Below are 24,316 nucleotides of genomic sequence, written 5' to 3'. Positions count from 1 at the left end.
CTTAGAGAAGTCAGAACAATTTAATTGGAAAAAGGAGAGGGATGGAAAATGAATTTGAAAAGATTGAGGCTGTTGTTTGTATTGTGTATTGGATTTGTGCTGACACTGACGGCTGTGCCAGCTCATGCGGAAACGATTTATGATAATAGAATCGGCACACACGGCGGTTACGATTTTGAGTTATGGAAGGATTACGGTAATACCTCTATGACACTTAACAATGGCGGCGCATTTAGCGCGCAATGGAACAATATCGGAAATGCTCTGTTTCGAAAAGGGAAGAAGTTTGATTCCACTAAAACTCATCATCAACTTGGTAACATCTCCATCAATTACAACGCAGCCTTTAACCCAGGCGGGAATTCCTACTTATGTGTCTACGGCTGGACACAATCTCCATTAGCTGAATACTACATTGTTGAGTCATGGGGCACATATCGCCCAACAGGAACGTATAAAGGATCATTTTATGCCGATGGTGGCACATATGACATTTATGAAACGCTACGTGTCAACCAACCTTCTATTATTGGAGACGCAACCTTTAAGCAATATTGGAGTGTACGTCAAACAAAACGTACGAGCGGAACTGTATCCGTGAGTCAGCATTTCAGAAAATGGGAAAGCCTAGGTATGCCAATGGGGAAAATGTATGAAACAGCATTAACTGTAGAAGGCTACCGAAGCAACGGAAGTGCAAATGTGTTTACCAACCAGCTGATGATTGGACGATAATAGAATACAAAAAAAGCCAGCAGTTTTTTGCTGGCTCCAGCGTGTAGACAAACCCTCGCATTCGTTGTCAGTCCTGCGTGCTGGTGCTCACGAATGTCAAATTCGCTCCGCGCCAGTACTCGTCCTTCCTAGACTTCAAAGGTTTTCTATCACGCTGAAAAGAAGACAAAGTGCTAAAATCAAGATCATTTTAGCACTTTGTCAACAATTTGAAGCCAGCAGTTTTTTGCTGGCTTTTCTTCTGTCTATGATAACTTTTCAACTTCAACTCTGCCAGAAAAGAACGTCGCACCGCCGCCCATATCTGCTAGCCGATCAGGTGTTAGTCCATTGACTAGCTGTTTTTTGCCTTTTTGATCTGCCCATAATCCTTGGCTCACCACAACACCGGATAAGACATTTTGACCAACTGACACGACAAGCTCGCATTCACCCCGGTCATTCAGCACACGCACCATATCACCATCTTCAATCTCTCTTGCCTTTGCATCCTCTTCATTCATATGAAGCTTAGGAAACTTCTCGAGTTTTTGATGCTTTTCATGAAGAGAGAAGGTCGAGTTAAGGAAATTATGATTCGGACCCGGTATAAAGGTAAGTGGATATTCGCTTTCCTGATAGAGGGGCACATAGGTTGGAAGCGCTGGATACCCGTCTTTTTTCATCTGTTCAGAATAAAGCTCAATTTTACCGCTCGGAGTAGAGAGCTTTAAGTCCTGGAAAGGTCCTCTTTTTGCTTTGATCCATTTCTTTTCTTTTAATGCCTCGTATGAAATGTCCTCATAATGCGGATTTTCTGGATGATGAAGGGCTTGTTCCATAAGTTCCGCATCTGTCTCGCGGAAGGCTTCATCTTCAAAGCCCATCGCATGAGCTAACAAGCGAAATACTTCTGTATTGGATTTGCTTTCTCCATAGCGTGCAATCACTGGCTCTTGAATTTGAATATAGTGGTGCCAGTATGATGTATAGAAATCCTCATTTTCAAAGGCGGATGTGGCAGGCAGGACAATGTCTGCATATTTAGCTGTCTCTGTCAGAAATAGATCATGAACGACTGTAAATAAGTCCTCTCTCAGCAAACCTTCTCTTACTTTATTTGCTTCAGGCGTGACAACGGCTGGGTTTGACGAGTAGACAAAGAGTGCATCTATGGAAGGCGCTGCATTCGTCAGCACACTGCCAAGCTGATTCATATTAAATGACCTAGGCGTGTGGTCCTTTAATAGATCTGGCCGCTGAAGAGCTGTTTCATTATAGCTCAGAAAAGAAGAGTTTGATTTCATCGCTCCGCCGCCCTTATGGAGCCACTGACCAGTCAGAGCAGGGAGGCAAGAAATAGTTCGAATGCTCATCCCGCCATTATCATGGTGCTGCAACCCATTGCCAATACGAATAAGAGATGGTGATGTCTCTGCATACATTCTTGCAAGTGTCACGATGTCCTCTTTTGAAACCCCAGTGATGCCCTCAACAGTGTCTGGATCATACTGCTTCACATGCTCACGCAGCTCCTGATGACCGGTTGTATACGTTTCTAAAAAGGCTTCATCTGTCAGTCCTTCTTTAAAAAGGACATGCATGATGCCAAGTGCAAGGGCACTGTCAGTACCTGGTCGAAGCGGAATGAACCAATCTGCCATCCGGCCAGTTTGGTTTTTGTGAACATCAATCACAACAATCTTTGCTCCTTGCTTTCGGGCTTTTTGCGCGAGGGTGATTTGGTGCATATTGGTCGACACAGCATTGATTCCCCAAAAGATGAATAGTTTCGTATGAATGGTGTCTTCTGGGTCAGTCCCGATGCTTGCACCCATTGTATATTTATAGCCGGTCGTTCCTGCTGACTGACAGATGGTTCGGTCTAACTGACTTGAACCAAGACGATAGAAAAAGCGGCGGTCCATGCCTTCAGCATTCAGATTGCCCATATTCCCATAGAAGCTGTATGGCAGAATACTTTCTGGACCTTTTTCGTCAATGAGCTTTGTCCATTTTTGCCGAATGGTTTCAATGGCTTCTTCCCACGTAATCGGCGCAAATTGCCCATCGCCTTTTCGACCGACACGCTTCAAAGGAGTCGTCAATCGTTTTTCATCATATAAACGAGCTGTGACATTCCGCACTTTGTTACATATGTTGCCTTGGGTGACGGGGTGGTCTGGATCTCCCTGCACTTTTACGATCTTTCCATTTTCTTTATGTATCAAAAGACCGCACTGATCTGGGCAATCTAACGAACAAACTGATTTGAATATTCCGTCTTTCATTGCTGTATAATCGGTCATGAATTTTTGGCTCCTTTTCTGAAATCCGTTATCTCTTTGTATGGACTTTATTTTAGCATGTTCGGAGATGGAAGGTAAGAAAGAGATGATGAATTGAAAAAAAGCCCCTTAAGAGGGACTTTTAAAAACGGGTGACTTGTACAGGAAATTCTTTTACTCCAAAAACAAATGTGCTTTGGATAGGTTTTAGCTGATCTGCAACGCAGGTGATGTCTTGAAACGTCTGGAGTAAAACTTCAAGTGCAATGTTGCTCTCAAGACGGGCAAGCGGTGCGCCGAGACAAAAATGAATACCGAAGCCAAAGCTCATATGCGGATTTGATTTCCGGTCAAGACGGAACGTATCTGGATCGTCAAATTTCTGTTCATCGCGATTTGCTGAAGCGACCCAGCTAATGAGATAGTCTCCTTTTTTAATTTTTGAGCCTGCAATCTCAACATCCTCGGCCGCGATTCTCCCAATGGCTTGAACAGGTGGGTAATAGCGTAACGTTTCCTCGGTCAATTGAGGATTAAGAGAAGGGTCTTGCCGTACGGCTTCGGCGATATGCGGCTGCTCTGTTAGCAGTCTTACTGCATTTGTAATCAAATTGGTCGTTGTCTCATTACCGGCAACAAGTAATAGAATACAAAAACCAAGCAGTTCATTCTCGGTTAAACGCTCACCGTCGATTTCTGCTTGAATGAGAAGTGAGATCAGATCATCAGTAGGTGATTCTTTTCGTTTTTGGATCAAGTGAGTAAAATAAGCGGACAGCTCTTCCTCTGCGCGTTTCTGCATATCGACTACTGCTTGAATGGCTTCTTTTGATTCATCCTTTGCACCTGCTACTAGGGCATCAGAATGTTTCTTAATGAACGATCTATCCTTTACCTCTGCGCCGAGAAGCTCAGCAATGATCATGACAGGTAGGGGAGCTGCTAGATCTTGGACGATATCAAACGTACGCTGATCTTTGACTTGTTGCAGCAGGTCATGTGTCAGGTCTCTAATGTTATCTTCTAATTGTTTGATCGCTTTTGGTGTGAATGCTTTATTCACGAGTGCTCTCATTTTTGTATGTTTTGGCGGGTCCATCGTTAAAATACTCGTTTTCGTTGTGCTTCTTCCTCGCTGTGATGAGAACACTTTTGGCTGCTTCAGAACAGACTGGATATCCGCATATCGAAAGAGATCCCAGCACTTTCTTGTTTCATCATATCTAATATCACTCTGCGCACGTAGCTCATTGTAAATAGGGAATGGGAAAAGAAGGTCATCGGTCGAACGGATTTCTTTCATTGGAATGACATTGATATAGTTTTCTTTCACTTTCATTATGAACGCTCCTTTTTCACTTGGTTTCCCTTTCACGGTATCACCCGTAAAATATCATTTCAACGGACATGTTTTCTAAAATATGTCAATAGTCTAATCGGAAGATTCAAGCACATTCGTCGTATAGGAAAATAGAAATCCATTAAAAATGATAGCGCTTTCTATAAAATAGAATTGAAGTCACCGAAACCAAAAATAAAATGGGGAATTCAGTCGAACGAAAGGGTACTATGATGCAAATATGAATGGTTCTTTAGATCTAAATTGTTGTTTTACAAAAGCGCAGTCAGTATACATACAGCAAGCGGTTGAATGCCTATTCGGGACTTTTGAAAAGCGCTGGCTCTTTCTTGACACGATTTCTCATCATGTTACGATAACTAACGTGCGAAAAACACGAACAAAAAGCGAACAAGGGAGAGGATCAATATCATTGATCAAAAGAAAGTTGCTTTCATTGGAGCAGGTTCTATGGCGGAAGGAATGATTGCAGGGATTGTGCGATCAGGCCAAATGCCGCCGGGCCAAATATACGCAACAAACAGACAAAATCAACTTCGATTGAATGAACTAACGACACGTTACGGAATACAAACAGCCACAATGGATTCTTTTCCTTTTGAAGAAATGGATATGTTGATCCTAGCCATGAAGCCAAAGGATGCTGAAACAGCACTTGAATCGTTAAAACCTCATATTCAGAGAGACCAGCTGATCTTGTCTGTCCTTGCAGGCCTGAAGCAATCCTATATTGAAGATATGCTGCATGAAGGGCAGCCCGTGATGAGGGTCATGCCGAATACGTCAAGTACGATCGGGGCTTCAGCGACCGCTTTATGTGCTGGGCGTTATGTGAAAGACGACCATATCAGCATGAGTCAGGCTCTTTTATCTGAAATGGGAGAAGTGTATACCATTCAGGAAGAACAAATGGATATTTTTACCGGAATTGCTGGAAGCGGACCAGCCTATTTTTATTTCTTAATGGAAAGAATCGAAGAAGCAGGGGAAGAAGCAGGTTTATCTAAGGAATTGTCTCGCCAAATTGGCGCGCAGACACTTCTCGGTGCTGCGAAAATGCTGCAAGAAACAGAGGAAGACCCTTCTGCACTAAGAGAGAAAATTACGTCACCAAATGGAACAACTGCGGCAGGACTGAATGCATTAGATGATTTTGGCGGAGGAGAAGCCATCAAGCAGGCCGTCAAACATGCTGCCAATCGATCAAAAGAAATCAGCAAACAGCAAAAACAAAAAGTATCTATATAAATAGAGCTCAAATACAGGAGTGATAAGGTGTACGCAGATAAAGAGAGAAAACGAATTGTTGTGAAAATCGGAAGCAGCTCTCTTACTAGCTTTCAAGGGGAGATTAGTTTAAAAAAACTAGAAAACCTCGTCAATCAAATTGTGAAACTCAAAGATGAAGGACATGAAGTCATTTTGGTTTCATCTGGTGCGGTTGCAGCTGGTTACCGAAAACTAGGATTTATCGATAGACCCAAAACACTGCCGGAAAAACAGGCATCTGCCTCGATAGGGCAAGGGCTTTTAATGGAATCATATTCTACTTTATTTTTATCACACGGTTATATTGCTTCACAGCTTTTAATCACAAGAAGTGATTTTTCAGATGAAACGCGCTATCAAAATGTGCGGAACACAATGAATGTGTTATTAGATCGAGGCATCATTCCGATTATCAATGAAAATGATACAGTGACGATTAATCGCTTGAAGTTCGGAGATAACGATACATTGTCTGCAAAAGTAGCTGGACTCATTGATGCGGATTTCCTTGCCATTTTATCTGATATTGATGGCCTGTATGAAGAGAACCCGCATACAAATCCGAATGCGAAAAGAATCCTTGAAGTCACAGACATCACAGAAGACATCGAAGCAGCAGCTGGAGATGCAGGTAGCAGTGTGGGCACAGGCGGAATGAAATCAAAGCTCGATGCGTTTAAAATTTCAATGGCTGCTGGTATCAATGGCTTTTTAGGCAAAGCGGATACGCCTCACATTTTAGACAAAGCAATCAACGGAACAGAGGATGGCACTTATTTTACCGCTGATGAAAACTTAGCACCGCTGAATTACAAGAAGCAGTGGATTGCCTTTCATTCTGGACCAAAAGGCGAGATCGTTGTGCAAAAGAAATCACAGGAACATCTTATGCACCGGGAGAAGTGCCTGGATTCTGATGGGATTGTCAATGTAAAAGGTTCGTTTAAAAAAGGCGATGTCGTCCGTATTTTAGATCAAGATGAAAGAGAAATCGGGCTTGGTATTGTGAATTATCCATCTGACGAACTGGCACTAAGCCGTGATTCGTTACAGGATGAAGTGGTTCATGTCGTCGATCTTGAAGCTTTTGTTTGTCATTTAGATTTATCGATACCAGTTTGCTAAAGGGAGGAATTTCATGACACTGACAGCTGAAGTTGTCACATCGGTCAAAGAAAAAGCGAAAAAAGCAAAGCACGTTTCAAAAAAACTAGGTTTACTTCATACAGAGGATAAAAACGAGGCACTGCTTAAACTAGCAGAAGCGTTAGAACAAAATAGCACGTTCATTTTACAAGAGAACCAAAAGGATATAGATGCCGGGAAGGAGAAGGGCTTTTCAGAGGCACTCTTGGATCGTTTAATGTTAAATGAAGAAAGAATACATGATTTTGCCGAAAGCTTGAGGCTTGTGACGAGATTAACAGATCCTGTTGGAGAAATATTGGATGAATGGACTCTTGAAAACGGCTTACATGTGAAAAGCCGAAGAGTACCGCTCGGTGTGATCGGGATGATCTATGAAGCGAGACCGAACGTCACTGTCGATGCAGCAGGACTTGCCCTTAAAGCAGGTAACGCAGTGATTTTAAAAGGCGGTTCCTCCGCTATTTCTTCCAACAAAGCGATCGTGAGTGTGATTCATCAAGCATTGGATCAAACAAAAATTCCGCGTGATGCGGTGCAATTGATAGAACAAACAGATCGTTCATCGGTTCAAGCTATGTTCCATCTAAAAGAATGGATTGATGTCTTGATTCCGCGAGGCGGAGCTTCTTTAATCAAAACAGTGGTTGAACAATCTACCATTCCCGTCCTTGAAACAGGAACAGGAAACTGTCATGTCTTTATTGATCAAACAGCCAATGTGAAAAAAGCGATTGAGATCGTCATCAATGCAAAAACGAATCGTCCAGCAGTATGTAATGCACTTGAAACGCTGATCATCCATCGCGATTGGCTGAAAGAAAATGCGGCATCATTGAATGATGCCCTTCTTGAGCACGATGTCACTGTACATGGCGACGAGGCTGCATTGTCTCATTTTTCAAATGCCATTCTTGCTGAGGAAGTAGACTGGACAGATGAGTATTTAAGTCTTGATCTTGCCATAAAGGTAGTTGATTCAATCGAGGAAGCGATCCAGCATATTGAGAAATACGGTACAAAACATTCAGAAGCCATCGTGACAGAGGATGAAGAGCAGGCACTCATATTTTTAAACGAAGTCGATGCGGCGGCAGTTTATCATAACGCATCTACTCGCTTTACAGACGGCGGTGCACTTGGATATGGAGCTGAAATTGGTATCTCCACACAAAAACTGCACGCCAGAGGTCCCATGGGGCTGCCAGCACTCACAACAACGAAGTTACTTCTGTCTGGTGACGGTCAGATTAGAAGCTAGATGAGATTTAAAAAACACTACCTTTTTTCATGAGGTAGTGTTTTTTAGTGTATGATGAAAGGATAGATGAGAAAGGGGTATGACATGGAGAATATCAACTTATCCATTTATTTGAGAGATTTTATAGAAGACGATGCTGAAGCGCTGACAACACTTGAATATGAAAATCGTGATTTCTTTCAGCCCTTTACTTCATTGAGACAAGAACATTTTTACACCATACCTGAGCAATTGAAGCGAATTCAGATGTATCAGAAAGGTCGGAAAAACGATGAGACATATGCAAAGGGTATTTTTCATCGTGAGACCAATCAACTCATTGGATCGATTACACTGTCTGGTATTGTCAGAGATGTGATTCAAAGTGCTTGGCTTGGCTACGGTCTTGATCAAAATCAAAATGGTAAAGGCTACACAACTCAAGCCATTGCGCTCATGCTTGATGAGGCATTTCAAAAGCTTGACCTGCATAGGATAGAGGCAGGTGTTCAGCCTCATAACCGCGGGTCTATTCGAGTACTTGAAAAAGCAGGCTTTCAAAAAGAAGGTCTATCTAGGCAAAATGTGAAAATTAATGGAGAATGGAAAGATCATTATTTATTTGCCATATTGTCTACAGATGAACGACCTAGTATTCTATCATGATAAAAACTCCCTATACGAGGGAGTTTTTTATCGTTTCCATGCATTCATTTGTTACAGCAGGTTTTCTTCATCACTTTCTCAAACTTAAAAAATTCAAATTCCTCAGGCGCTGTGTGCTCACTTTCTCTCTCATCCTCTTGAGGTGCGTTTGGATCTTGATGTTTCATATGATAAAACTCCACAATTTGAAAGCCACATTTATTGACATAGAAGTGAATGTTGCGTTTTTCAAAATATGGGGTCACAACCTCCCAGACAATCGTTTCTGGATATTGCGCCTCAATGGCTTTCCATGCTGCCTGACCAATGCCTTTTCCGTGTGAGGATGAAGAGATGTATAATAGGTCAACTGAATTGTGGTTGGTCTCTTGGTTGATTTTAATAACCACGCCGCCTGCCTTTTCGCCATTTAGCATAATATGATAAACAATGTGGTCATTCGAATGAAAAGATGCGTCAATCACATCATCTGGAGGAATCGGCCCGTCATGCGCATCGCCAAATGCGTCAATCACGCCAGCTGTAAAAGCTTTCTGTAGCTCATTTTTCATAAAAGGGAAGTCTTCTTTTTTTGCAAGTTCTAATGTCACTTCATGTTGAGTGATGTTGTTCATGTTTTTATCCTTTCCAAGCGTAATAGTGTTCTGCATGTTATCATAAAGGGTGGAGTAACTCCATAGTCAAGAGAGGAGCCTTAATTTTGATGAATGATGTGCAAAAAACATTTTTCACTGGAGAATTTGCCAAGTTATTTGATGTGAAGAAAGATACCTTGTTTTATTACGATAAAATTAATTTATTTAAGCCTGCTGGTGTCCATGAAAATGGGTACCGTTACTATACCCTTGAGCAATTTGACCATTTCATAGCGATCCAATCCCTTCGTGCTGTTCAATTTCCGATAAAAGAGTTAAAACAATATTTCACTGAGCCTTCCCGCGAAAGGCTCCAAAGCCTAGCAGCTGAACAAATAGAAAAGGTCAAACAAGAGATTGAAAAACTTCAAGATATCCAGTCTTTTCTTATGCGGGTGATGGAGACAACGCATGAATTATCAACTGTGAAAATAGGGGAGGTGCTGTTTCAAGAGCTGCCGGAAGAACCAGTTGTACTAAGCGCATCAAACCCGATCGACATGAATACATCCGTAGAAGAAATATCTCGTATTGTAGGACATTTTCTAAAGGAAATTGGCATAAAAGGGGCTGCTGCAAATGGAGCTGTCTTAAAAAAGGAACAGTTCCTTCAGCGTCAATATCATCAGTCAGATCAGTTGTTCTGCCGAATGGAAGCGCCGGAAGCAGTTAAAAAACCTGCTGGCCTTTATGCGGTGATGTATGATCAAGGATCATATGAAGAGATTGAATCTGCTTATTCGCGCTTGTTAGATGAAATTGAAAAAGAGGACATGATACTAGATGGAGATGTATTTGAAGAGTATTTGCTTCATTCACTCATGTCTAAAGATGAAGCAGAGTATATAACGAAACTCAGTGTAAAAGTGAAAAAGCACTCAGATTAACCAAAAAAGGATAGAACGCATGGATGCGCGTCTATCCTTTTTGATATTAACCGACTTGATTCTCCGTAAATTGGCTCATATATAAGTCTGCATAAAAGCCATTTTGTTTTAAGAGTTCGCTGTGTGTTCCTTTTTCAATGATGGTACCATCTTTCATGACTAGAATAAGGTCGGCATCTTTAATCGTCGACAGTCTGTGTGCAATGACAAAGCTCGTTCTGCCGTTCATCAATTCATTCATCGCTTTTTGAATGTGCATCTCTGTCCGTGTATCCACACTGCTCGTCGCTTCATCTAATATTAATATTTTTGGATCAGATAATATCGCACGGGCGATGGTTAACAGCTGGCGCTGACCTTGGGACAAATTACCGGCATCTTCTGTTAAGAGTGTGTTATATCCGTCTGGAAGCGTGCGGATGAAGTCATCAGCATAAGCATGTTTGGCGGCTTTGATGACATCCTCTTTTGAGACATTCTGCCTGCCATAAGCAATATTGTCATGAATCGTCCCTTCAAAAAGCCACGTATCCTGAAGAACCATCGCAAATAAGTCGCGTACTTGCTGACGGCTGAGATCAGTAGTTTTGACGCCGCCGATGCGGATAGAGCCTTGATCTAATTCATAGAAACGCATTAAAAGATTGATGATGGTTGTTTTTCCAGCGCCTGTTGGCCCAACAATCGCAACCGTTTGACCTTCTTTGACATCTAAACTCAAATTTTTAATAATCGGATGGTCTTTTTCATATCCAAATTGAACTTGTTCAAAGTTCACATCCCCTGAAAGTGATTCAAGGTCAATCGCCGCATCTTCCTCAGTGCTTTCTTCTTCCTCATCCAGGATGTCAAACACCCTTTCAGCAGAAGCAATCGCTGATTGAACCAAGTTGGCGACGCTTGATGCTTGCACGAGCGGTTGAGACAATTGCTGCGTATATTGGATAAACGCCTGCACATCCCCGACACGAATATTCCCGTTTATTACAAGAATACCGCCAGCTACACTGACTGCCACATAGCCAAGGTTCCCGATAAACGTCATCAATGGCATCATTAAGCCGGAAATGAACTGCGCTTTTCTCGATGATTCATATAGCTGTTCGTTTAATTGATCAAATGTATCGATCGCTTTCTTTTCATAGCCATATGCACGAACCGTTTGGTGCCCTGTGAACATTTCATTAATATGTCCATTGATCATCCCAAGCTCTTTTTGCTGCGCTTTAAAATGTTTTTGAGAAAATGACGTAATGCCGCGAATCGCAAACAGGCTGAGCGGTAGCGTCAAACAAACGAGCAAGGTCAGAAGCGGACTAATGAATAGCATCATGACAACAATCCCAATGACCGTGATGACAGATGTAATCACTTGGGTGAGTGCCTGCTGAAGCGAAGTATTAATATTATCGATGTCATTCATCACACGGCTCAGTGTGTCCCCATGGGTTGTTTTATCAAAATACCGAAGAGGGAGACGGGTGAGCTTGTCATTTGCTTCCTGCCTCAATTCAGCAATGGTCTGTTGGGAGACACCCGCCATCACATATTGCTGAACAAATGAAAAGAGAGAGGCAACGACATATAATAGGATAAGCAGTAATAAAATCCGCGAAATGACATCAAATTGAACAGCCGTTCCTTGAGTAAAGCTGTCAAATAGGGAAGAGGTGGCATCCCCTAGCAGCTTTGGACTAATGACATTAAAAACGGTTGAACCGACCGCTGCAATGAAAACAAGGATCAGCTGAAATTTTCTCGGTTTCAAATAGCCAATCAAACGAATTAGTGTTTTCTTAAATTCCTTTGGTTTTGCGATAGGCCCTCTAGGGTGGCCGCCTTTATGGCCCATGCCGGAAGACATTTTCTTACTCATCCTCGCTCCACCTCCTGACCTTCCTGTGATGCCACAATCTCTTGATAGACAAGATTGTCCTTCAGTAATTGTTCATGTGTTCCGATACCTGCAATTTTCCCTTCATCTAGTACGATGATTTTATCACTATGCTTCACTGTGCTAATTCTTTGCGCCACAATGATGAGAGCAGCATGTGCTTTTTCGGCTTCTAATGATGCCCGTAGCTTTGCATCTGTTTTATAATCAAGTGCTGAGAAACTATCGTCAAACAGATAGAATGACGGCTTTCTCACCAGCGCTCTTGCAATAGAAAGACGTTGCTTTTGACCGCCAGATAGATTCGATCCACCTTGGTCAATTTCCGCATCGATTCCGCCATCTTTTTGCAAAACAAATTCTTCTGCCTGCGCCGTGCGAAGCGCTTGCCAAACATCTTCATCGCTTGCATCCTGTCTACCAAATCGCACATTATCGGCAATGGTTCCACTAAATAAAACCGCTTTTTGAGAAACATAGCCCATCTGGCTTCTCAGTTTCTCCTGAGGCAAATTTCTAATGTCTACACCATCAAGTGTAATCCGGCCTTCTGTCGCTTCGTAAAATCGCGTCATTAGCTGGAGAAGGGTGGTTTTCCCTGAACCTGTACTGCCGATAATAGCTGTCGTTTCGCCAGTTTTGGCTTCAAATGTAATATCTTGAACCGCCGGTTTTTCCGCATTTGAGTAATAAAATGATACATCCTCAAAGCGAATGGATTGTGCGGGTGCACGCAGGTCAGTAACCGTTCCTTCATTGTCTTGAATTTTCGGTTCCATGTTTAACACTTCGTTCATGCGTTTAGCTGATGCTTGTGCTCTTGGAACCATAATAAAACTCATTGACAGCATAATCAGTGCCATCAAAATCATCATCGCATATTGGATAAAGGCAATCAGATTCCCAACTTCCATCTCTCCGGCATCAATTCGGTTTGCACCAAGCCAGACGATGCCGATATTTGTGAAGTTCATGATGATGAGCATAAATGGAAACAAGTAAGCCATTAAACGGTTAACTCTAAGGCCCGTATCCTTGTAGGATGTGTTGGCTTCTTGAAAACGTTCCTTTTCATCATCTACACGGTTAAAAGCACGAATGACCCGGATGCCTGAAAGAGATTCTCGCATAATTAAATTCAGCCGGTCTGTTTTTTTCTGAAGCTGACCGAAGAGCGGAATGGCCTTTCTCGATACTAAATAGATAAATCCGCCAAGAAGGGGAAGGGCTGCTAAAAAGATGAGAGATAGGACAGCATCTCGGGATACAGCCAAAATAATTCCGCCCACAAGCATGAGCGGGGCTCTCGTCATCATTTGTAAAATCATGATCGTAACATCTTGGACTTGTTTCACATCATTTGTCGATCTTGTAATAAAGGAAGACGTGCCGATTTTTTGAAATTCTTCTAGTGAAAATTGTTCGACATGCACAAAAAGCTGTCTTCTCATATCACGCCCGAAACCAAGTGCAGTCTTTGATGACAAGTAAGATTTCCAGATCGTGAGCAAGATGGCAAGTAGAGAACAAGCCACCATCCAGCCGCCTACCTTCCATATGTAAGCAATATCTCCTTGGACGATCCCGACATCGACGATATCTGCCGTAAGCGTCGGTAAATACAGCTGGAGCATACTGCTTAAAAAGGTGAGGATCACAATGGACACAACGGATAGCCGATAAGGCTTTAAAAACGATAAAATTGATTTCATACAAATACCTTTCTTCCATATAGTCTGTTGTTCTGTAACCCATCATATACAAAGAGGGTTTATTTCTACAAATGAAATGTCTTGTTTGAATGAATTATTTATATTGTTCAATTTTAGAAAAGAAATCCTTCACAAACACATAAAAATCATGAGCGGATGGAGACATTTCTCGTGATTTAGAAGCAATAATGCCAACGGTTCTTCTCACCTGCGGAAAATCGATCGGAATTTTCACTGTAAATCGCGGTGTGGTTTCATAAAAAGCACTTTCGGGTAATAAGGTAACGCCCATACCCGCTGATACGAGACCTTTAATGGCGTCTAAATCTTCTCCCTCTGATGAAATGGTTGGTTCATAGCCTGCCTGCTTACAAGCATCTACCGCAATTTGTCTCAGCACATATCCTTCCGGAAATAATACGAAATGATCTTTTCTTAAATCACTTAAATGAATACTCCTTTGTCCGCTAAAGGGGTGGCTGACAGGCAGCAAGGCATAAATGCTTTCTGAAAACAAAATATTTCCTTCTATTTGAGGGTCGTTTGTCGGTACAGGTCCTAAAAAGGCGAGATCAATATCTCGATTTTTTACAGCTTCAATGAGAAATTTATAGGATCCTTGACGAAGTAAAAAATCGACCTCTGGGTATTCCTGCTTAAAGGCGGAAATGACAGAAGGTAGCACTTGGCTTGCTAGGCTAGTAGGAAAGCCAATATTGACAGTTCCTTTGTGCGGATCTAAATATTCATCAATTTGCTCTTTCGCATAATCAATGGCTTTGAGTGCTGTTCTGACATGATCTAAAAATTGCCTGCCAATCTTCGTTAATTTGATATTTCGTCCTTCTCGTTCGAATAAGGCCACTCCAAGTTCTTCTTCTAAATTCGCAATCTGCCGACTGATCGCAGATTGGGCAACATGTAAGTTTTCAGCCGCTTCTGACACGTGTTCACGGTCTGCGACTTCTACAAAATAACGCAATTGACGAAGCTCCATTTTTACACTTCACACCCATCTATCTCAAAAAGAGATTGTTTTCATCTAAATTATATATTGTTTATATTAATTTGAAAACTTAAAATAAGTTACAGAGTTTGTGAGATTTTATTACTGTGAAAAAACGGATCTTTAAAACGGGGGAGAGAAACGATGACTTATAATCAACTACCACAACCACAAGGTCTCTACCGTCCTGAATTTGAACATGATGCATGTGGGATCGGACTGTACGCTCATTTAAAAGGGGAAGCGACACACAGCATCGTCAAAAAGGGATTACAAATGCTATGCCAGCTTGATCACCGCGGCGGGCAAGGCAGTGATCCGTATACAGGTGATGGTGCCGGTTTAATGGTACAACTGCCAGACGCTTTCTTTAGAAAAAGCTGCAAAGACTTTGCACTTCCTGAAAAGGGCCGTTACGGGGTAGGAATGGTCTTCTTTTCAAAAGAGGATGACGAGAAAACGCGTCAAGCCATCGAACAGAAAATCAACGGGTTCATTAAGCAAGAAGGTCAAACATTGATTGGCTGGAGAACCGTTCCTGTTGATGCTGGGAAAATTGGTACTGTCGCAGCGAAGAGCTGTCCGGTTGTGAGGCAAGTCTTTATCGGGGCAAACGACAAGATCACAGATCGTTTGTCATTTGAAAGAAAATTATATGTCATTCGTAAGCAGGCTGAGAACTGGGGAACAGAAGAGGAAAAGCAATTTTACTTTGTCAGCTTGTCGAGTCAAACCATTGTATACAAGGGGCTTTTAACATCAGATCAAGTCGATGCTTTTTATCTTGATCTTCAGGATGAAACATTTGTTTCTGCATTTTCACTTGTTCATTCACGATTTAGTACAAATACATTTCCTACATGGGAAAGAGCCCATCCAAACCGTTACTTGATTCACAACGGTGAAATTAACACATTAAGAGGAAACATCAATTGGATGAGAGCAAGAGAACAACAATTCGTATCTGAAGCTTTCGGAGACGATTTAGACAAGATTTTGCCAGTGCTGAATGCAGACGGAAGTGATTCATCCATTCTAGACAATGCCTTTGAATTCTTTGTGCTTGCAGGACGTACACCTGCTCATACAGCCATGATGCTCATTCCAGAACCATGGACTGAAAACACGCACATGTCGAAAGAGAAACGGGCATTTTATGAATACCATAGTTCTCTTATGGAGCCATGGGATGGGCCCACAGCCATTTCCTTTACTGATGGTAAACAAATTGGAGCCATCTTAGACCGAAACGGATTAAGACCGGCAAGATACTATGTCACAAATGATGATCATATTATTTTCTCTTCTGAGGTCGGTGTGATTGACACAAATGAAGAGGATGTGAAGTATAAAGATCGTCTTGAGCCAGGTAAAATGCTACTAATTGACTTAGAAGAAGGACGAATTATTTCTGACGAAGAAGTGAAATCGACGATTGCGAATGAACTTCCTTATCAAAAATGGCTTGATGAAGAAATGGTGCACGTCAATCGCTCGGAAGAAAATTCAGAAAATTCTAGTATAATGGATGATTTATTGACGCGCCAGCGTGCGTTCCATTATACGTATGAGGACATTCAAAAGTATTTAATTCCTTTACTAGAAGAAGGCAAGGACCCAATTGGTTCAATGGGAAGCGACACACCACTTGCTGTGTTATCTGATCGTGCGCAGTCTCTGTTTTCTTATTTCAAGCAGTTGTTTGCACAAGTGACGAACCCGCCGATTGATGCCATTCGTGAGCAGCTTGTGACATCTACGATGACGTGGCTAGGTGCTGAAGGAGATATTTTACATCCGAATGAATATTCATGCCGGCGAATTAAATTGTATACACCCGTCTTAACAAGCGGGCAGTTTAACGGTTTGAAAACAATTGTTCATAATGCCTTTAAAAGCAAAACGATTCATACTCTTTTCACCGATGATTTAAAGCGTGGGCTGGATGCGATGTTTGAAGAGGCAGAAAAAGCGATTCGTGAAGGTGTATCTTTATTAATCCTTTCAGATCGTGACATGACAGAACAAAAGGTGCCAATCCCACCGCTACTAGCGCTAAGTGCACTGCATCAGCATCTTGTGCGTCAAGGCTTACGGACAAAGGTGAGTCTGATCGTTGAATCTGGAGAAGTGAGAGAGGTCCATCATTTTGCCGCACTGATTGGCTACGGTGCAGATGCCATTCATCCTTATCTTGTTTATGAAACGTACAAACAGTTGATTGCAGAAGAAGCCATCTCATTCAGCTTTGATGAAGCAGTCACAAAGTTTGGGAAAAGCGTAACCGAAGGTGTCGTCAAAGTCATGTCTAAAGTGGGAATCTCCACTGTGCAAAGCTACAGAGGAGCGCAAATCTTTGAAGCCGTCGGCATTAGTGAAGACGTCATTCAGGCGTATTTCACGGGAACAGCTTCTCAGCTTGGCGGGATTGACCTTGAGACCATTGCACATGAAGCAAAACTCCGTCATGAAGCAGGGTATCAGGCAGCGACTGACCAAACACTCGAATCAGGCAGTGATTTCCAGTGGAGAAAAAATGGTGAGCACCATGCCTTTAATCCAAAAACGATTCATACGCTTCAGTGGGCATGCCGCAATGAAGATTACGATCTATTTAAGCAATATACAAAGGCAGCGGATGAAGAAAGAATCGGCTTCCTTCGAAATTTATTTGCTTTTCAGCCAAAGCAAAAACCAGTTCGTTTGGAAGATGTTGAATCTGCTGAATCCATCGTGCGCCGATTCAAGACAGGTGCCATGTCATTTGGGTCTTTAAGTAAAGAAGCGCACGAAGCGCTTGCCATTGCCATGAACCGAATTGGCGGTAAAAGTAACAGCGGAGAGGGTGGAGAAGATCCTGCTCGCTTTACAGTTGATGAGCACGGCGATGATCGCAGAAGTGCGATTAAACAAATTGCTTCTGGACGCTTTGGCGTGAAGAGTCATTATTTGGTCAATGCAGATGAATTGCAAATTAAAATGGCGCAGGGAGCAAAACCTGGAGAAGGCGGACAGCTGCCAGGAAATAAAGTATACCCTTGGGTTGCCGATGTACGCGGATCTACACCAGGCGTTGGGTTGATTTCACCACCGCCGCATCATGATATTTATTCCATCGAGGATTTGGCGCAGCTGATCCATGATTTGAAAAACGCGAATCGTGATGCACGCATCAGTGTCAAGCTTGTATCTAAAGCCGGCGTTGGCACCATTGCAGCAGGTGTAGCAAAAGGAACTGCGGACGTCATTGTCATCAGCGGGTATGATGGCGGTACAGGAGCTTCACCGAAAACGAGTATTAAACATACAGGGCTTCCTTGGGAGCTTGGATTGGCAGAAGCGCATCAAACCCTTGTGTTAAACGGTCTTCGCGAAAGAGTCGTTCTTGAGACGGACGGAAAGTTAATGACTGGCCGCGACGTTGTCATGGCTGCGATCTTAGGAGCAGAGGAATATGGCTTTGCAACAGCTCCACTTGTCGTATTGGGCTGCGTCATGATGAGAGCATGTCATTTAGATACTTGCCCAGTCGGTGTCGCTACACAGAATCCAGAGCTTCGTAAAAAATTCATGGGAAACCCTGACCACATTGTGAACTTCATGATGTTTATTGCAGAGGAAGTCAGAGAAATCCTAGCAGAGCTTGGCTTTACATCAATGGATGAATTAATTGGACGCACGGATGTTCTAGGAGTTAGCGAACGAGCAAAAGCTCATTGGAAAGCAGGCCAGCTAGACCTTGAAACACTGCTTTATCAGCCAGAAGGAGCTCGTACATTCAGAACACCGCAAAATCATAAAATTGATGAATCACTGGATATGAATGAAATCCTCCCTTATGTACAGGAAGCGCTGAATCATCAAACACCGGTGGATCTATCATTGAATATTCGCAATATCAATCGTGTGGCAGGAACCATTACTGGAAGTGAAGTGTCTAAACGCTACGGGGAAGAAGGCTTGCCAGAGGATACGATCACATTAAGGTTTACTGGTTCCGCAGGACAAAGCTTTGGCGCATTTGTACCAAAGGGCATGTCTCTCTATTTAACGGGTGATTCAAATGACTATATTGGCAAAGGACTCTCTGGAGGCAAAATTGCCGTCAAAACCTCTGATCACTTTGTACAAAATGGACATGAAAACGTCATTGTCGGAAACGTTGCATTCTACGGAGCGACAAGCGGAAAGGCCTTTATTAACGGACGTGCAGGTGAACGCTTTGCCGTTCGTAATTCAGGGGTGCATGTGGTTGTTGAAGGAATCGGTGATCACGGCTGTGAATACATGACAGGCGGACGTGTCGTCATTTTAGGAGACGTCGGGAAAAACTTCGGTGCAGGCATGTCTGGCGGCGTAGCTTACGTCCATACTTCCGATGCGAAACAATTCAAAAGAATGTGCAACATGGAAATGATCATGTTTGAAAAACTCACAGATCACGATGAAGAGCAAGAAGTGAAACAGCTGATTCAAGAGCATCTTCACTATACAAACAGCGCAAAAGCTTCGGCACTTTTAGAAAACTGGGCGCAAGAAAAGGATCAATTCATTAAAGTGATTCCGAGAAATTACAAAATGATGCTTCAAAGTATTGAAGAACAAAAACAAGCGGGCCTTAGTCATGAAGAAGCTGTCATGTTCGCCTTTGAAGCAAACACGAAACCGAAAAATCAAGAAACGGCAAACGGGCAAAAAGCAGCCCTCGCTCATTAAGAAAGGGGAGAGGACAATGGGCAAAGCAACAGGTTTTATGGATTATAAAAGAGAAAAGCCAAATGAACGTGACCCTCTCACTCGTCAAAATGACTGGAAAGAATATTCAGCTCCTTATACAGATGACGTATTGAAGAAGCAGGGCGCCAGATGTATGGATTGCGGCACACCGTTTTGTCAAATTGGGATGGAGATCAGAGGTGGTGTGTCAGGCTGCCCGATCTATAATTTAATTCCTGAATGGAATGACCTTGTGTATCGCGGAAGATGGAAAGAAGCGCTCGAAAGACTGCAAAAAACAAATAATTTCCCTGAATTTACTGGGAGAGTATGTCCAGCTCCTTGCGAAGGATCATGTACAGTCGCTATCAATGATCCAGCTGTTTCGATTAAAAATATCGAACGCACGATCATTGAAAAAGGCTTTGAAAATGGCTGGATCACACCGCGAATTCCTTCAAGCCGTACAGGCAAAAAAATTGCCATTGTCGGCTCAGGACCAGCAGGACTTGCAAGTGCGGATCAATTAAACCAAGCAGGTCATGCCGTTACCGTGTTTGAACGGTCTGACCGCCTTGGCGGACTGCTGACATACGGCATTCCAAACATGAAGCTGGACAAAGAAGTCGTGGAGCGAAGAGTCAAACTGTTGAGACAAGAAGGCATTGACTTTGTGACAAACACAGAAATCGGCGTAGATGTCACTGCCGATGAACTGAAAGAACAGTTTGATGCGGTCATCCTTTGTACAGGTGCACAAAAGCAGCGTGACCTGTTGATTGAAGGCCGTGAAGCTAAAGGGATTCACCTTGCGATGGATTATTTAACCCTCGCAACAAAAAGCATGCTGGATTCAGGATTTAAAGACAAAAACTTTATTGATGCAAAAGGAAAAGACGTTATTGTCATTGGCGGAGGAGATACAGGTGCAGATTGCGTTGCAACTGCCCTTCGCCAAAAAGCAAAAAGTGTTGTTCAGTTCGGGAAGCATCCGAAGCTTCCAGATACACGTGTAGGGGATAACATGTGGCCTGAACAGCCTTACGTCTTCTCACTCGATTATGCTTATGAAGAAGCTCAAGCGAAATTCGGGGAAGATCCGCGTCAATATTCCATTCAAACCACAAAAATAGTGGCAGATAAAAATGGAAAATTAAAAGAGCTTCATACGATCCAAATGGAAAAGGTGAAAAACGAACATGGGAAGTTTGAATTTCATGAGATTCCAGGGACAGAAAAAGTATGGCCAGCTCAGCTAGTCTTTATTGCAATTGGCTTTGAGGGAACTGAACAGCCACTTGTGAAACACTTTGGCGTGGACAGCAAAAACAATCGCATTGAAGCAAAGTATGGGGAGTATACAACAAATGTAGAAGGCGTATTTGCAGCGGGAGATGCAAGACGCGGGCAAAGCTTGATTGTCTGGGCAATAAATGAAGGCAGACAAGTGGCGCACGAGGTAGACCGGTATTTAATGGGGAGTTCGGTTCTGCCAAAATAGGTCAAACAAAGGGTGTTTACACATATAAAGAAAAGCCATGACCAAATAGTGGTCATGGCTTTTTATGATTCAGAAGATGTAATTTTACTTACTTCGTCATATTTAAAGGCTGAAGGTACCGTGACAAACGTAGAAGGGCGCGTTACGCTAAAAAGAGCAACATATCCATTTGTATTTTAGCAACTATATGAAGACAAATGCGGCTGTTTCACTCGGAGAAGAAAAATGGTGAGCCGTAATATGAAGAATCTGATTATTCTGGCATGACCTATGAACAGAACAATGATTTAAAAATGAATGCTCACATGATGATAGTGGAGCAAAACTTGCCGTCGTCACACAGCATGAAAAAAGGAGGCTAGGGAACTATCCTACAGCCACCAGACTATGTGAGAAATTAAAACGTGTATTTTAGATCTATGTTTAAATGATGGTACTTTCTAAAAATGATCACTTGAGGGGTGTTTTATCATGAAAGAAAGACTCGTATTAGTGGGGAACGGTATGGCTGGTATTCGGAGCATCGAAAACATTTTAAAAATGGACAGCGAACGATTTGAGATGACGGTATTTGGAAGCGAACCGCATCCTAACTATAACCGGATTCTTTTATCAAAGGTGCTTCAAGGAGATACGAAGGTTGAAGATATTACACTAAACGATTGGAACTGGTATGAGGCGCATGATATTCAGCTTTTTACAAATGAAACCATTGTGAAGATCGATACAGAAAACCAAACAGTCACCAGTGATCAAGGACGCACCGTGCCTTATGACCGGTTGATTTTAGCTACAGGCTCACTACCGTTTATCCTGCCGATTCCAGGAAGTGATAAAAAAGGTGTGACGGGCTTTCGGACATTGCAAGATACAGAGGAAATGGTGAGTGCCTCTCACAAGTACAAAAAAGCAGCCGTCATTGGTGGTGGGCTCCTTGGACTGGAAGCAGCACGCGGCCTACTTAACTTAGGCATGGAAGTGAATGTCATACACCTCTGTCCCCATTTAATGGAACGCCAGCTAGACCCTACTGCAGGTCAGCTTCTCCAAAAAGCATTAGAGGAACAGGGCATGAACTTCTTACTAGGAAAGAAGACAACTGAGATTTTAGGAGATACAAGAGTTGAAGGATTATCATTTTCAGATGGCTCAACACTTGAGACAGACCTCGTCATCATGGCTGTAGGAATTAAACCAAGTAAAATGCTTGCAGAAATAAGTGGACTTGAAGTGAACAAAGGTATAATCGTGAATGATTTCATGGAAACAAGTGTACCAGGCATTTATGCAGTCGGAGAATGTGTAGAACACAGGGGACAAACGTACGGTCTTGTTGCTCCTTTATATGACCAAGCGAATGTGCTTGCTGGGCATATATGTGACATGAACCCTGCCCCATACAAAGGCTCTGTGATGTCAACACAGCTGAAAGTGTCAGGAGTTGACGTATTTTCCGCCGGTGATTTTATTGAAAACGATGAGAAAAAAGCGATCAAAATTTTTGATGAGCAAAAAGGCATTTACCAAAAACTAGTCTTCCAGCAAAATCGATTAGTAGGTGCCGTCATGTTTGGAGAAACAAGTGATGGGCCCCGCCTATTCTTGTACATTAGAGAAGGGATAGATATGTCGGATAGGGAAAAGGTGTCTGTTCTAACCTCAAATGATCCGGCGCAAGAAAGCACGATTGAAAGTATGTCAAACGACCATATCGTTTGCGGCTGTAACGGGGTCTCAAAGGGTCAGATTGTGGAAGCCATTCAAAAAGAAGGCTTAACAACGCTTCAGGAAGTCAAGCAATGTACAAGTGCCTCACGATCATGCGGAGGCTGTAAACCCGTAGTTGAAGAGATTCTTTGGCACACGCTGGGCGATGGTGCGAACCGAACAGCTCAAAAAGAAACCATTTGCGCTTGCACCACTCTTTCACGAGATGAAGTCATTCACGAAATCAAAGAGAAGGGCTTGCAGCATGTCAAGGAAGTCATGAGCGTACTTGATTGGGAGACAGAAGAAGGCTGTTCAAAATGCCGACCTGCCCTGAACTACTATTTAGGCATGCTTCAACCTCTTGAGTACAAAGATGAAAGGAGCTCAAGATATGTGAATGAACGTTTGCATGCTAATATTCAAAAAGATGGCACTTATTCGGTTGTTCCACGGATGTATGGTGGCGTCACAAATGCAAATGACCTGAGAAAAATAGCTGATGTCGTCGACAAATATGAAATACCGCTTGTGAAAATGACGGGTGGTCAGCGTATTGACCTTCTAGGTGTCAAAAAAGAAGATTTACCTAAAGTATGGGAGGACTTGGATATGCCTTCTGGTTATGCATACGGAAAATCTTTAAGAACGGTCAAAACGTGTGTTGGCGAACAATTTTGCCGGTTCGGCACACAGGACTCAATGGCGCTTGGTATTGCACTTGAAAAGAAATTCGAAGGTCTTGCGACACCGCATAAAGTCAAATTGGCTGTCTCTGCTTGCCCTAGAAACTGTGCAGAATCTGGTATTAAGGACCTCGGCATTGTGGGGATAGATGGAGGATTCGAATTGTACGCTGGCGGTAATGGCGGTACGCATCTGCGGGCTGGAGATTTATTGATGAAGGTCAGTACAGCTGAAGAAGTAGAGCAAGTGGCAGCTGCATATCTTCAATATTACAGAGAAACGGCTAATTATTTAGAAAGAACCTCTGCTTGGGTTGAACGACTTGGATTAGATCATATTCAATCTGTACTTCTAGACGATGAGAAACGAGAAGCCTTGATCCAAAGAATGGACATCGCACTTTCCACGTATGAAGAGCCTTGGCAGGAGCTTCGCGAGAGTCAAAAAGCGACGAAACAATTATTTCAAAAAGCAACGGCTTCTGTATCAATAAATTGAAGGGATGAGATCATATGACAGTTTCAGTTGTAAAAGTTCACATTGGCACCTTATCAGATTTTCCGCTGCAGCTAGGAAAAACAGTTGAAGCAGGTACTCTTGAATTAGCTGTTTTTCAAACCTCTCAACAGCAGTTCAAAGCGATTGAAAACCGCTGTCCTCATAAAGGCGGTGTTCTGGCTGAAGGAATGGTAAGCGGAGAATATGTGTTCTGCCCAATGCATGATTGGAAAATCGATCTTTCGTCAGGGAACGTTCAAGCACCAGATCATGGATGCGTTAAAACATATGAAACATTGGTTGAGGGGAACGAGGTCTTTGTTTTATTCCCTATATAACTAGTTTAGATCCTTCCTTTCATGTAAATGCTGTATGTAAATAGAGCAAGAA

16 protein-coding genes are annotated in these 24,316 nt (G+C 42.6%); 10 read left to right on the top strand and 6 right to left on the bottom strand.

Going from position 1 to position 24,316, the window contains the following annotated elements; translation table 11 throughout:
* The first annotated feature begins 48 nt into the window (after positions 1–48).
* Positions 49–735: a glycoside hydrolase family 11 protein gene (locus MKX52_RS09210; RefSeq protein WP_012010223.1), complete on the top strand. Its 687-nt coding sequence runs from the start codon at positions 49–51 to the stop codon at positions 733–735.
* Positions 736–980: 245 nt separating this feature from the next.
* Here the strand turns inward: MKX52_RS09210 and MKX52_RS09205 are convergent, their stop codons facing one another.
* Positions 981–3,023: a molybdopterin oxidoreductase family protein gene (locus MKX52_RS09205; RefSeq protein WP_342490583.1), complete on the bottom strand. Its 2,043-nt coding sequence runs from the start codon at positions 3,021–3,023 to the stop codon at positions 981–983.
* A 121-nt stretch (positions 3,024–3,144) separates the two neighbouring features.
* A complete protein-coding gene (locus tag MKX52_RS09200; protein ID WP_342490582.1) occupies positions 3,145–4,341 on the bottom strand; it encodes a cytochrome P450 in 1,197 nt (398 codons plus the stop codon).
* Positions 4,342–4,764: 423 nt separating this feature from the next.
* On the opposite strand from MKX52_RS09200, the gene proC reads away from it, so the two are divergent.
* From proC to MKX52_RS09180, 4 genes are all read left to right on the top strand, one after another.
* Positions 4,765–5,610 (top strand): pyrroline-5-carboxylate reductase, encoded by an 846-nt coding sequence (proC, locus tag MKX52_RS09195; protein ID WP_342491885.1) that lies wholly within the window; start codon positions 4,765–4,767, stop codon positions 5,608–5,610.
* A 27-nt stretch (positions 5,611–5,637) separates the two neighbouring features.
* Positions 5,638–6,756, top strand: coding sequence for a glutamate 5-kinase (gene proB, locus MKX52_RS09190; protein ID WP_144456443.1), 1,119 nt, complete (start codon positions 5,638–5,640; stop codon positions 6,754–6,756).
* Between the two features lie 13 nt (positions 6,757–6,769).
* A complete protein-coding gene (locus MKX52_RS09185; protein ID WP_144472231.1) occupies positions 6,770–8,038 on the top strand; it encodes a glutamate-5-semialdehyde dehydrogenase in 1,269 nt (422 codons plus the stop codon).
* 84 nt (positions 8,039–8,122) lie between these two features.
* Positions 8,123–8,683 carry a GNAT family protein gene (locus MKX52_RS09180; protein WP_012010217.1) on the top strand — a complete coding sequence of 187 codons (561 nt, stop codon included), beginning with the start codon at positions 8,123–8,125 and terminating at the stop codon, positions 8,681–8,683.
* Between the two features lie 44 nt (positions 8,684–8,727).
* Here the strand turns inward: MKX52_RS09180 and MKX52_RS09175 are convergent, their stop codons facing one another.
* A complete protein-coding gene (locus MKX52_RS09175) occupies positions 8,728–9,297 on the bottom strand; it encodes a GNAT family N-acetyltransferase (protein ID WP_119125699.1) in 570 nt (189 codons plus the stop codon).
* A gap of 86 nt (positions 9,298–9,383) precedes the next feature.
* On the opposite strand from MKX52_RS09175, the gene MKX52_RS09170 reads away from it, so the two are divergent.
* Entirely contained in the window at positions 9,384–10,205 is an 822-nt protein-coding gene (locus MKX52_RS09170; protein WP_342490581.1) for a MerR family transcriptional regulator, read from the top strand.
* Positions 10,206–10,251: 46 nt separating this feature from the next.
* Here the strand turns inward: MKX52_RS09170 and MKX52_RS09165 are convergent, their stop codons facing one another.
* From MKX52_RS09165 to MKX52_RS09155, 3 genes are all read right to left on the bottom strand, one after another.
* Positions 10,252–12,081 carry an ABC transporter ATP-binding protein gene (locus tag MKX52_RS09165; protein WP_342490580.1) on the bottom strand — a complete coding sequence of 610 codons (1,830 nt, stop codon included), beginning with the start codon at positions 12,079–12,081 and terminating at the stop codon, positions 10,252–10,254.
* On the bottom strand, positions 12,078–13,811 hold the full coding sequence (locus MKX52_RS09160) for an ABC transporter ATP-binding protein (RefSeq protein WP_088000654.1): 1,734 nt from the start codon (positions 13,809–13,811) through the stop codon (positions 12,078–12,080). The genes MKX52_RS09165 and MKX52_RS09160 overlap by 4 nt, the downstream gene beginning before the upstream one ends.
* A 94-nt stretch (positions 13,812–13,905) precedes the next feature.
* Positions 13,906–14,808 (bottom strand): LysR family transcriptional regulator, encoded by a 903-nt coding sequence (locus tag MKX52_RS09155; protein ID WP_012010212.1) that lies wholly within the window; start codon positions 14,806–14,808, stop codon positions 13,906–13,908.
* Between the two features lie 153 nt (positions 14,809–14,961).
* On the opposite strand from MKX52_RS09155, the gene gltB reads away from it, so the two are divergent.
* From gltB to nirD, 4 genes are all read left to right on the top strand, one after another.
* Complete coding sequence (gltB, locus tag MKX52_RS09150) at positions 14,962–19,533, top strand: glutamate synthase large subunit (protein WP_342490579.1); 4,572 nt, start codon at positions 14,962–14,964, stop codon at positions 19,531–19,533.
* 16 nt (positions 19,534–19,549) lie between these two features.
* Positions 19,550–21,034 carry a glutamate synthase small subunit gene (gene gltD / locus MKX52_RS09145; protein WP_342491861.1) on the top strand — a complete coding sequence of 495 codons (1,485 nt, stop codon included), beginning with the start codon at positions 19,550–19,552 and terminating at the stop codon, positions 21,032–21,034.
* 471 nt (positions 21,035–21,505) lie between these two features.
* On the top strand, positions 21,506–23,926 hold the full coding sequence (gene nirB, locus MKX52_RS09140) for a nitrite reductase large subunit NirB (RefSeq protein ID WP_342491860.1): 2,421 nt from the start codon (positions 21,506–21,508) through the stop codon (positions 23,924–23,926).
* A gap of 14 nt (positions 23,927–23,940) precedes the next feature.
* Positions 23,941–24,264 (top strand): nitrite reductase small subunit NirD, encoded by a 324-nt coding sequence (gene nirD / locus MKX52_RS09135; protein ID WP_144523273.1) that lies wholly within the window; start codon positions 23,941–23,943, stop codon positions 24,262–24,264.
* The last annotated feature ends 52 nt before the right edge of the window (positions 24,265–24,316 follow it).

The organism is Bacillus sp. FSL R5-0422, assembly GCF_038610765.1.
GTDB classification, from domain to species: Bacteria; Bacillota; Bacilli; order Bacillales; family Bacillaceae; genus Bacillus; species Bacillus pumilus_O.
Note: the sequence above shows the minus strand (reverse complement) of the source record. Positions and strands in the feature narration are given on the sequence as shown.

What these genes read in the sequence shown, in the direction of transcription:
- nirB (WP_342491860.1), top strand. Translation starts at nt 21,506, where the DNA reads ATGAAAGAAAGACTCGTATTAGTGGGGAACGGTATGGCTGGTATTCGG.
- MKX52_RS09175 (WP_119125699.1), bottom strand. Translation starts at nt 9,297, where the DNA reads ATGAACAACATCACTCAACATGAAGTGACATTAGAACTTGCAAAAAAA.
- MKX52_RS09200 (WP_342490582.1), bottom strand. Translation starts at nt 4,341, where the DNA reads ATGAAAGTGAAAGAAAACTATATCAATGTCATTCCAATGAAAGAAATC.
- gltD (WP_342491861.1), top strand. Translation starts at nt 19,550, where the DNA reads ATGGGCAAAGCAACAGGTTTTATGGATTATAAAAGAGAAAAGCCAAAT.
- gltB (WP_342490579.1), top strand. Translation starts at nt 14,962, where the DNA reads ATGACTTATAATCAACTACCACAACCACAAGGTCTCTACCGTCCTGAA.
- MKX52_RS09180 (WP_012010217.1), top strand. Translation starts at nt 8,123, where the DNA reads ATGGAGAATATCAACTTATCCATTTATTTGAGAGATTTTATAGAAGAC.
- MKX52_RS09185 (WP_144472231.1), top strand. Translation starts at nt 6,770, where the DNA reads ATGACACTGACAGCTGAAGTTGTCACATCGGTCAAAGAAAAAGCGAAA.
- MKX52_RS09210 (WP_012010223.1), top strand. Translation starts at nt 49, where the DNA reads ATGAATTTGAAAAGATTGAGGCTGTTGTTTGTATTGTGTATTGGATTT.
- MKX52_RS09165 (WP_342490580.1), bottom strand. Translation starts at nt 12,081, where the DNA reads ATGAGTAAGAAAATGTCTTCCGGCATGGGCCATAAAGGCGGCCACCCT.
- MKX52_RS09155 (WP_012010212.1), bottom strand. Translation starts at nt 14,808, where the DNA reads ATGGAGCTTCGTCAATTGCGTTATTTTGTAGAAGTCGCAGACCGTGAA.
- MKX52_RS09160 (WP_088000654.1), bottom strand. Translation starts at nt 13,811, where the DNA reads ATGAAATCAATTTTATCGTTTTTAAAGCCTTATCGGCTATCCGTTGTG.
- MKX52_RS09205 (WP_342490583.1), bottom strand. Translation starts at nt 3,023, where the DNA reads ATGACCGATTATACAGCAATGAAAGACGGAATATTCAAATCAGTTTGT.
- nirD (WP_144523273.1), top strand. Translation starts at nt 23,941, where the DNA reads ATGACAGTTTCAGTTGTAAAAGTTCACATTGGCACCTTATCAGATTTT.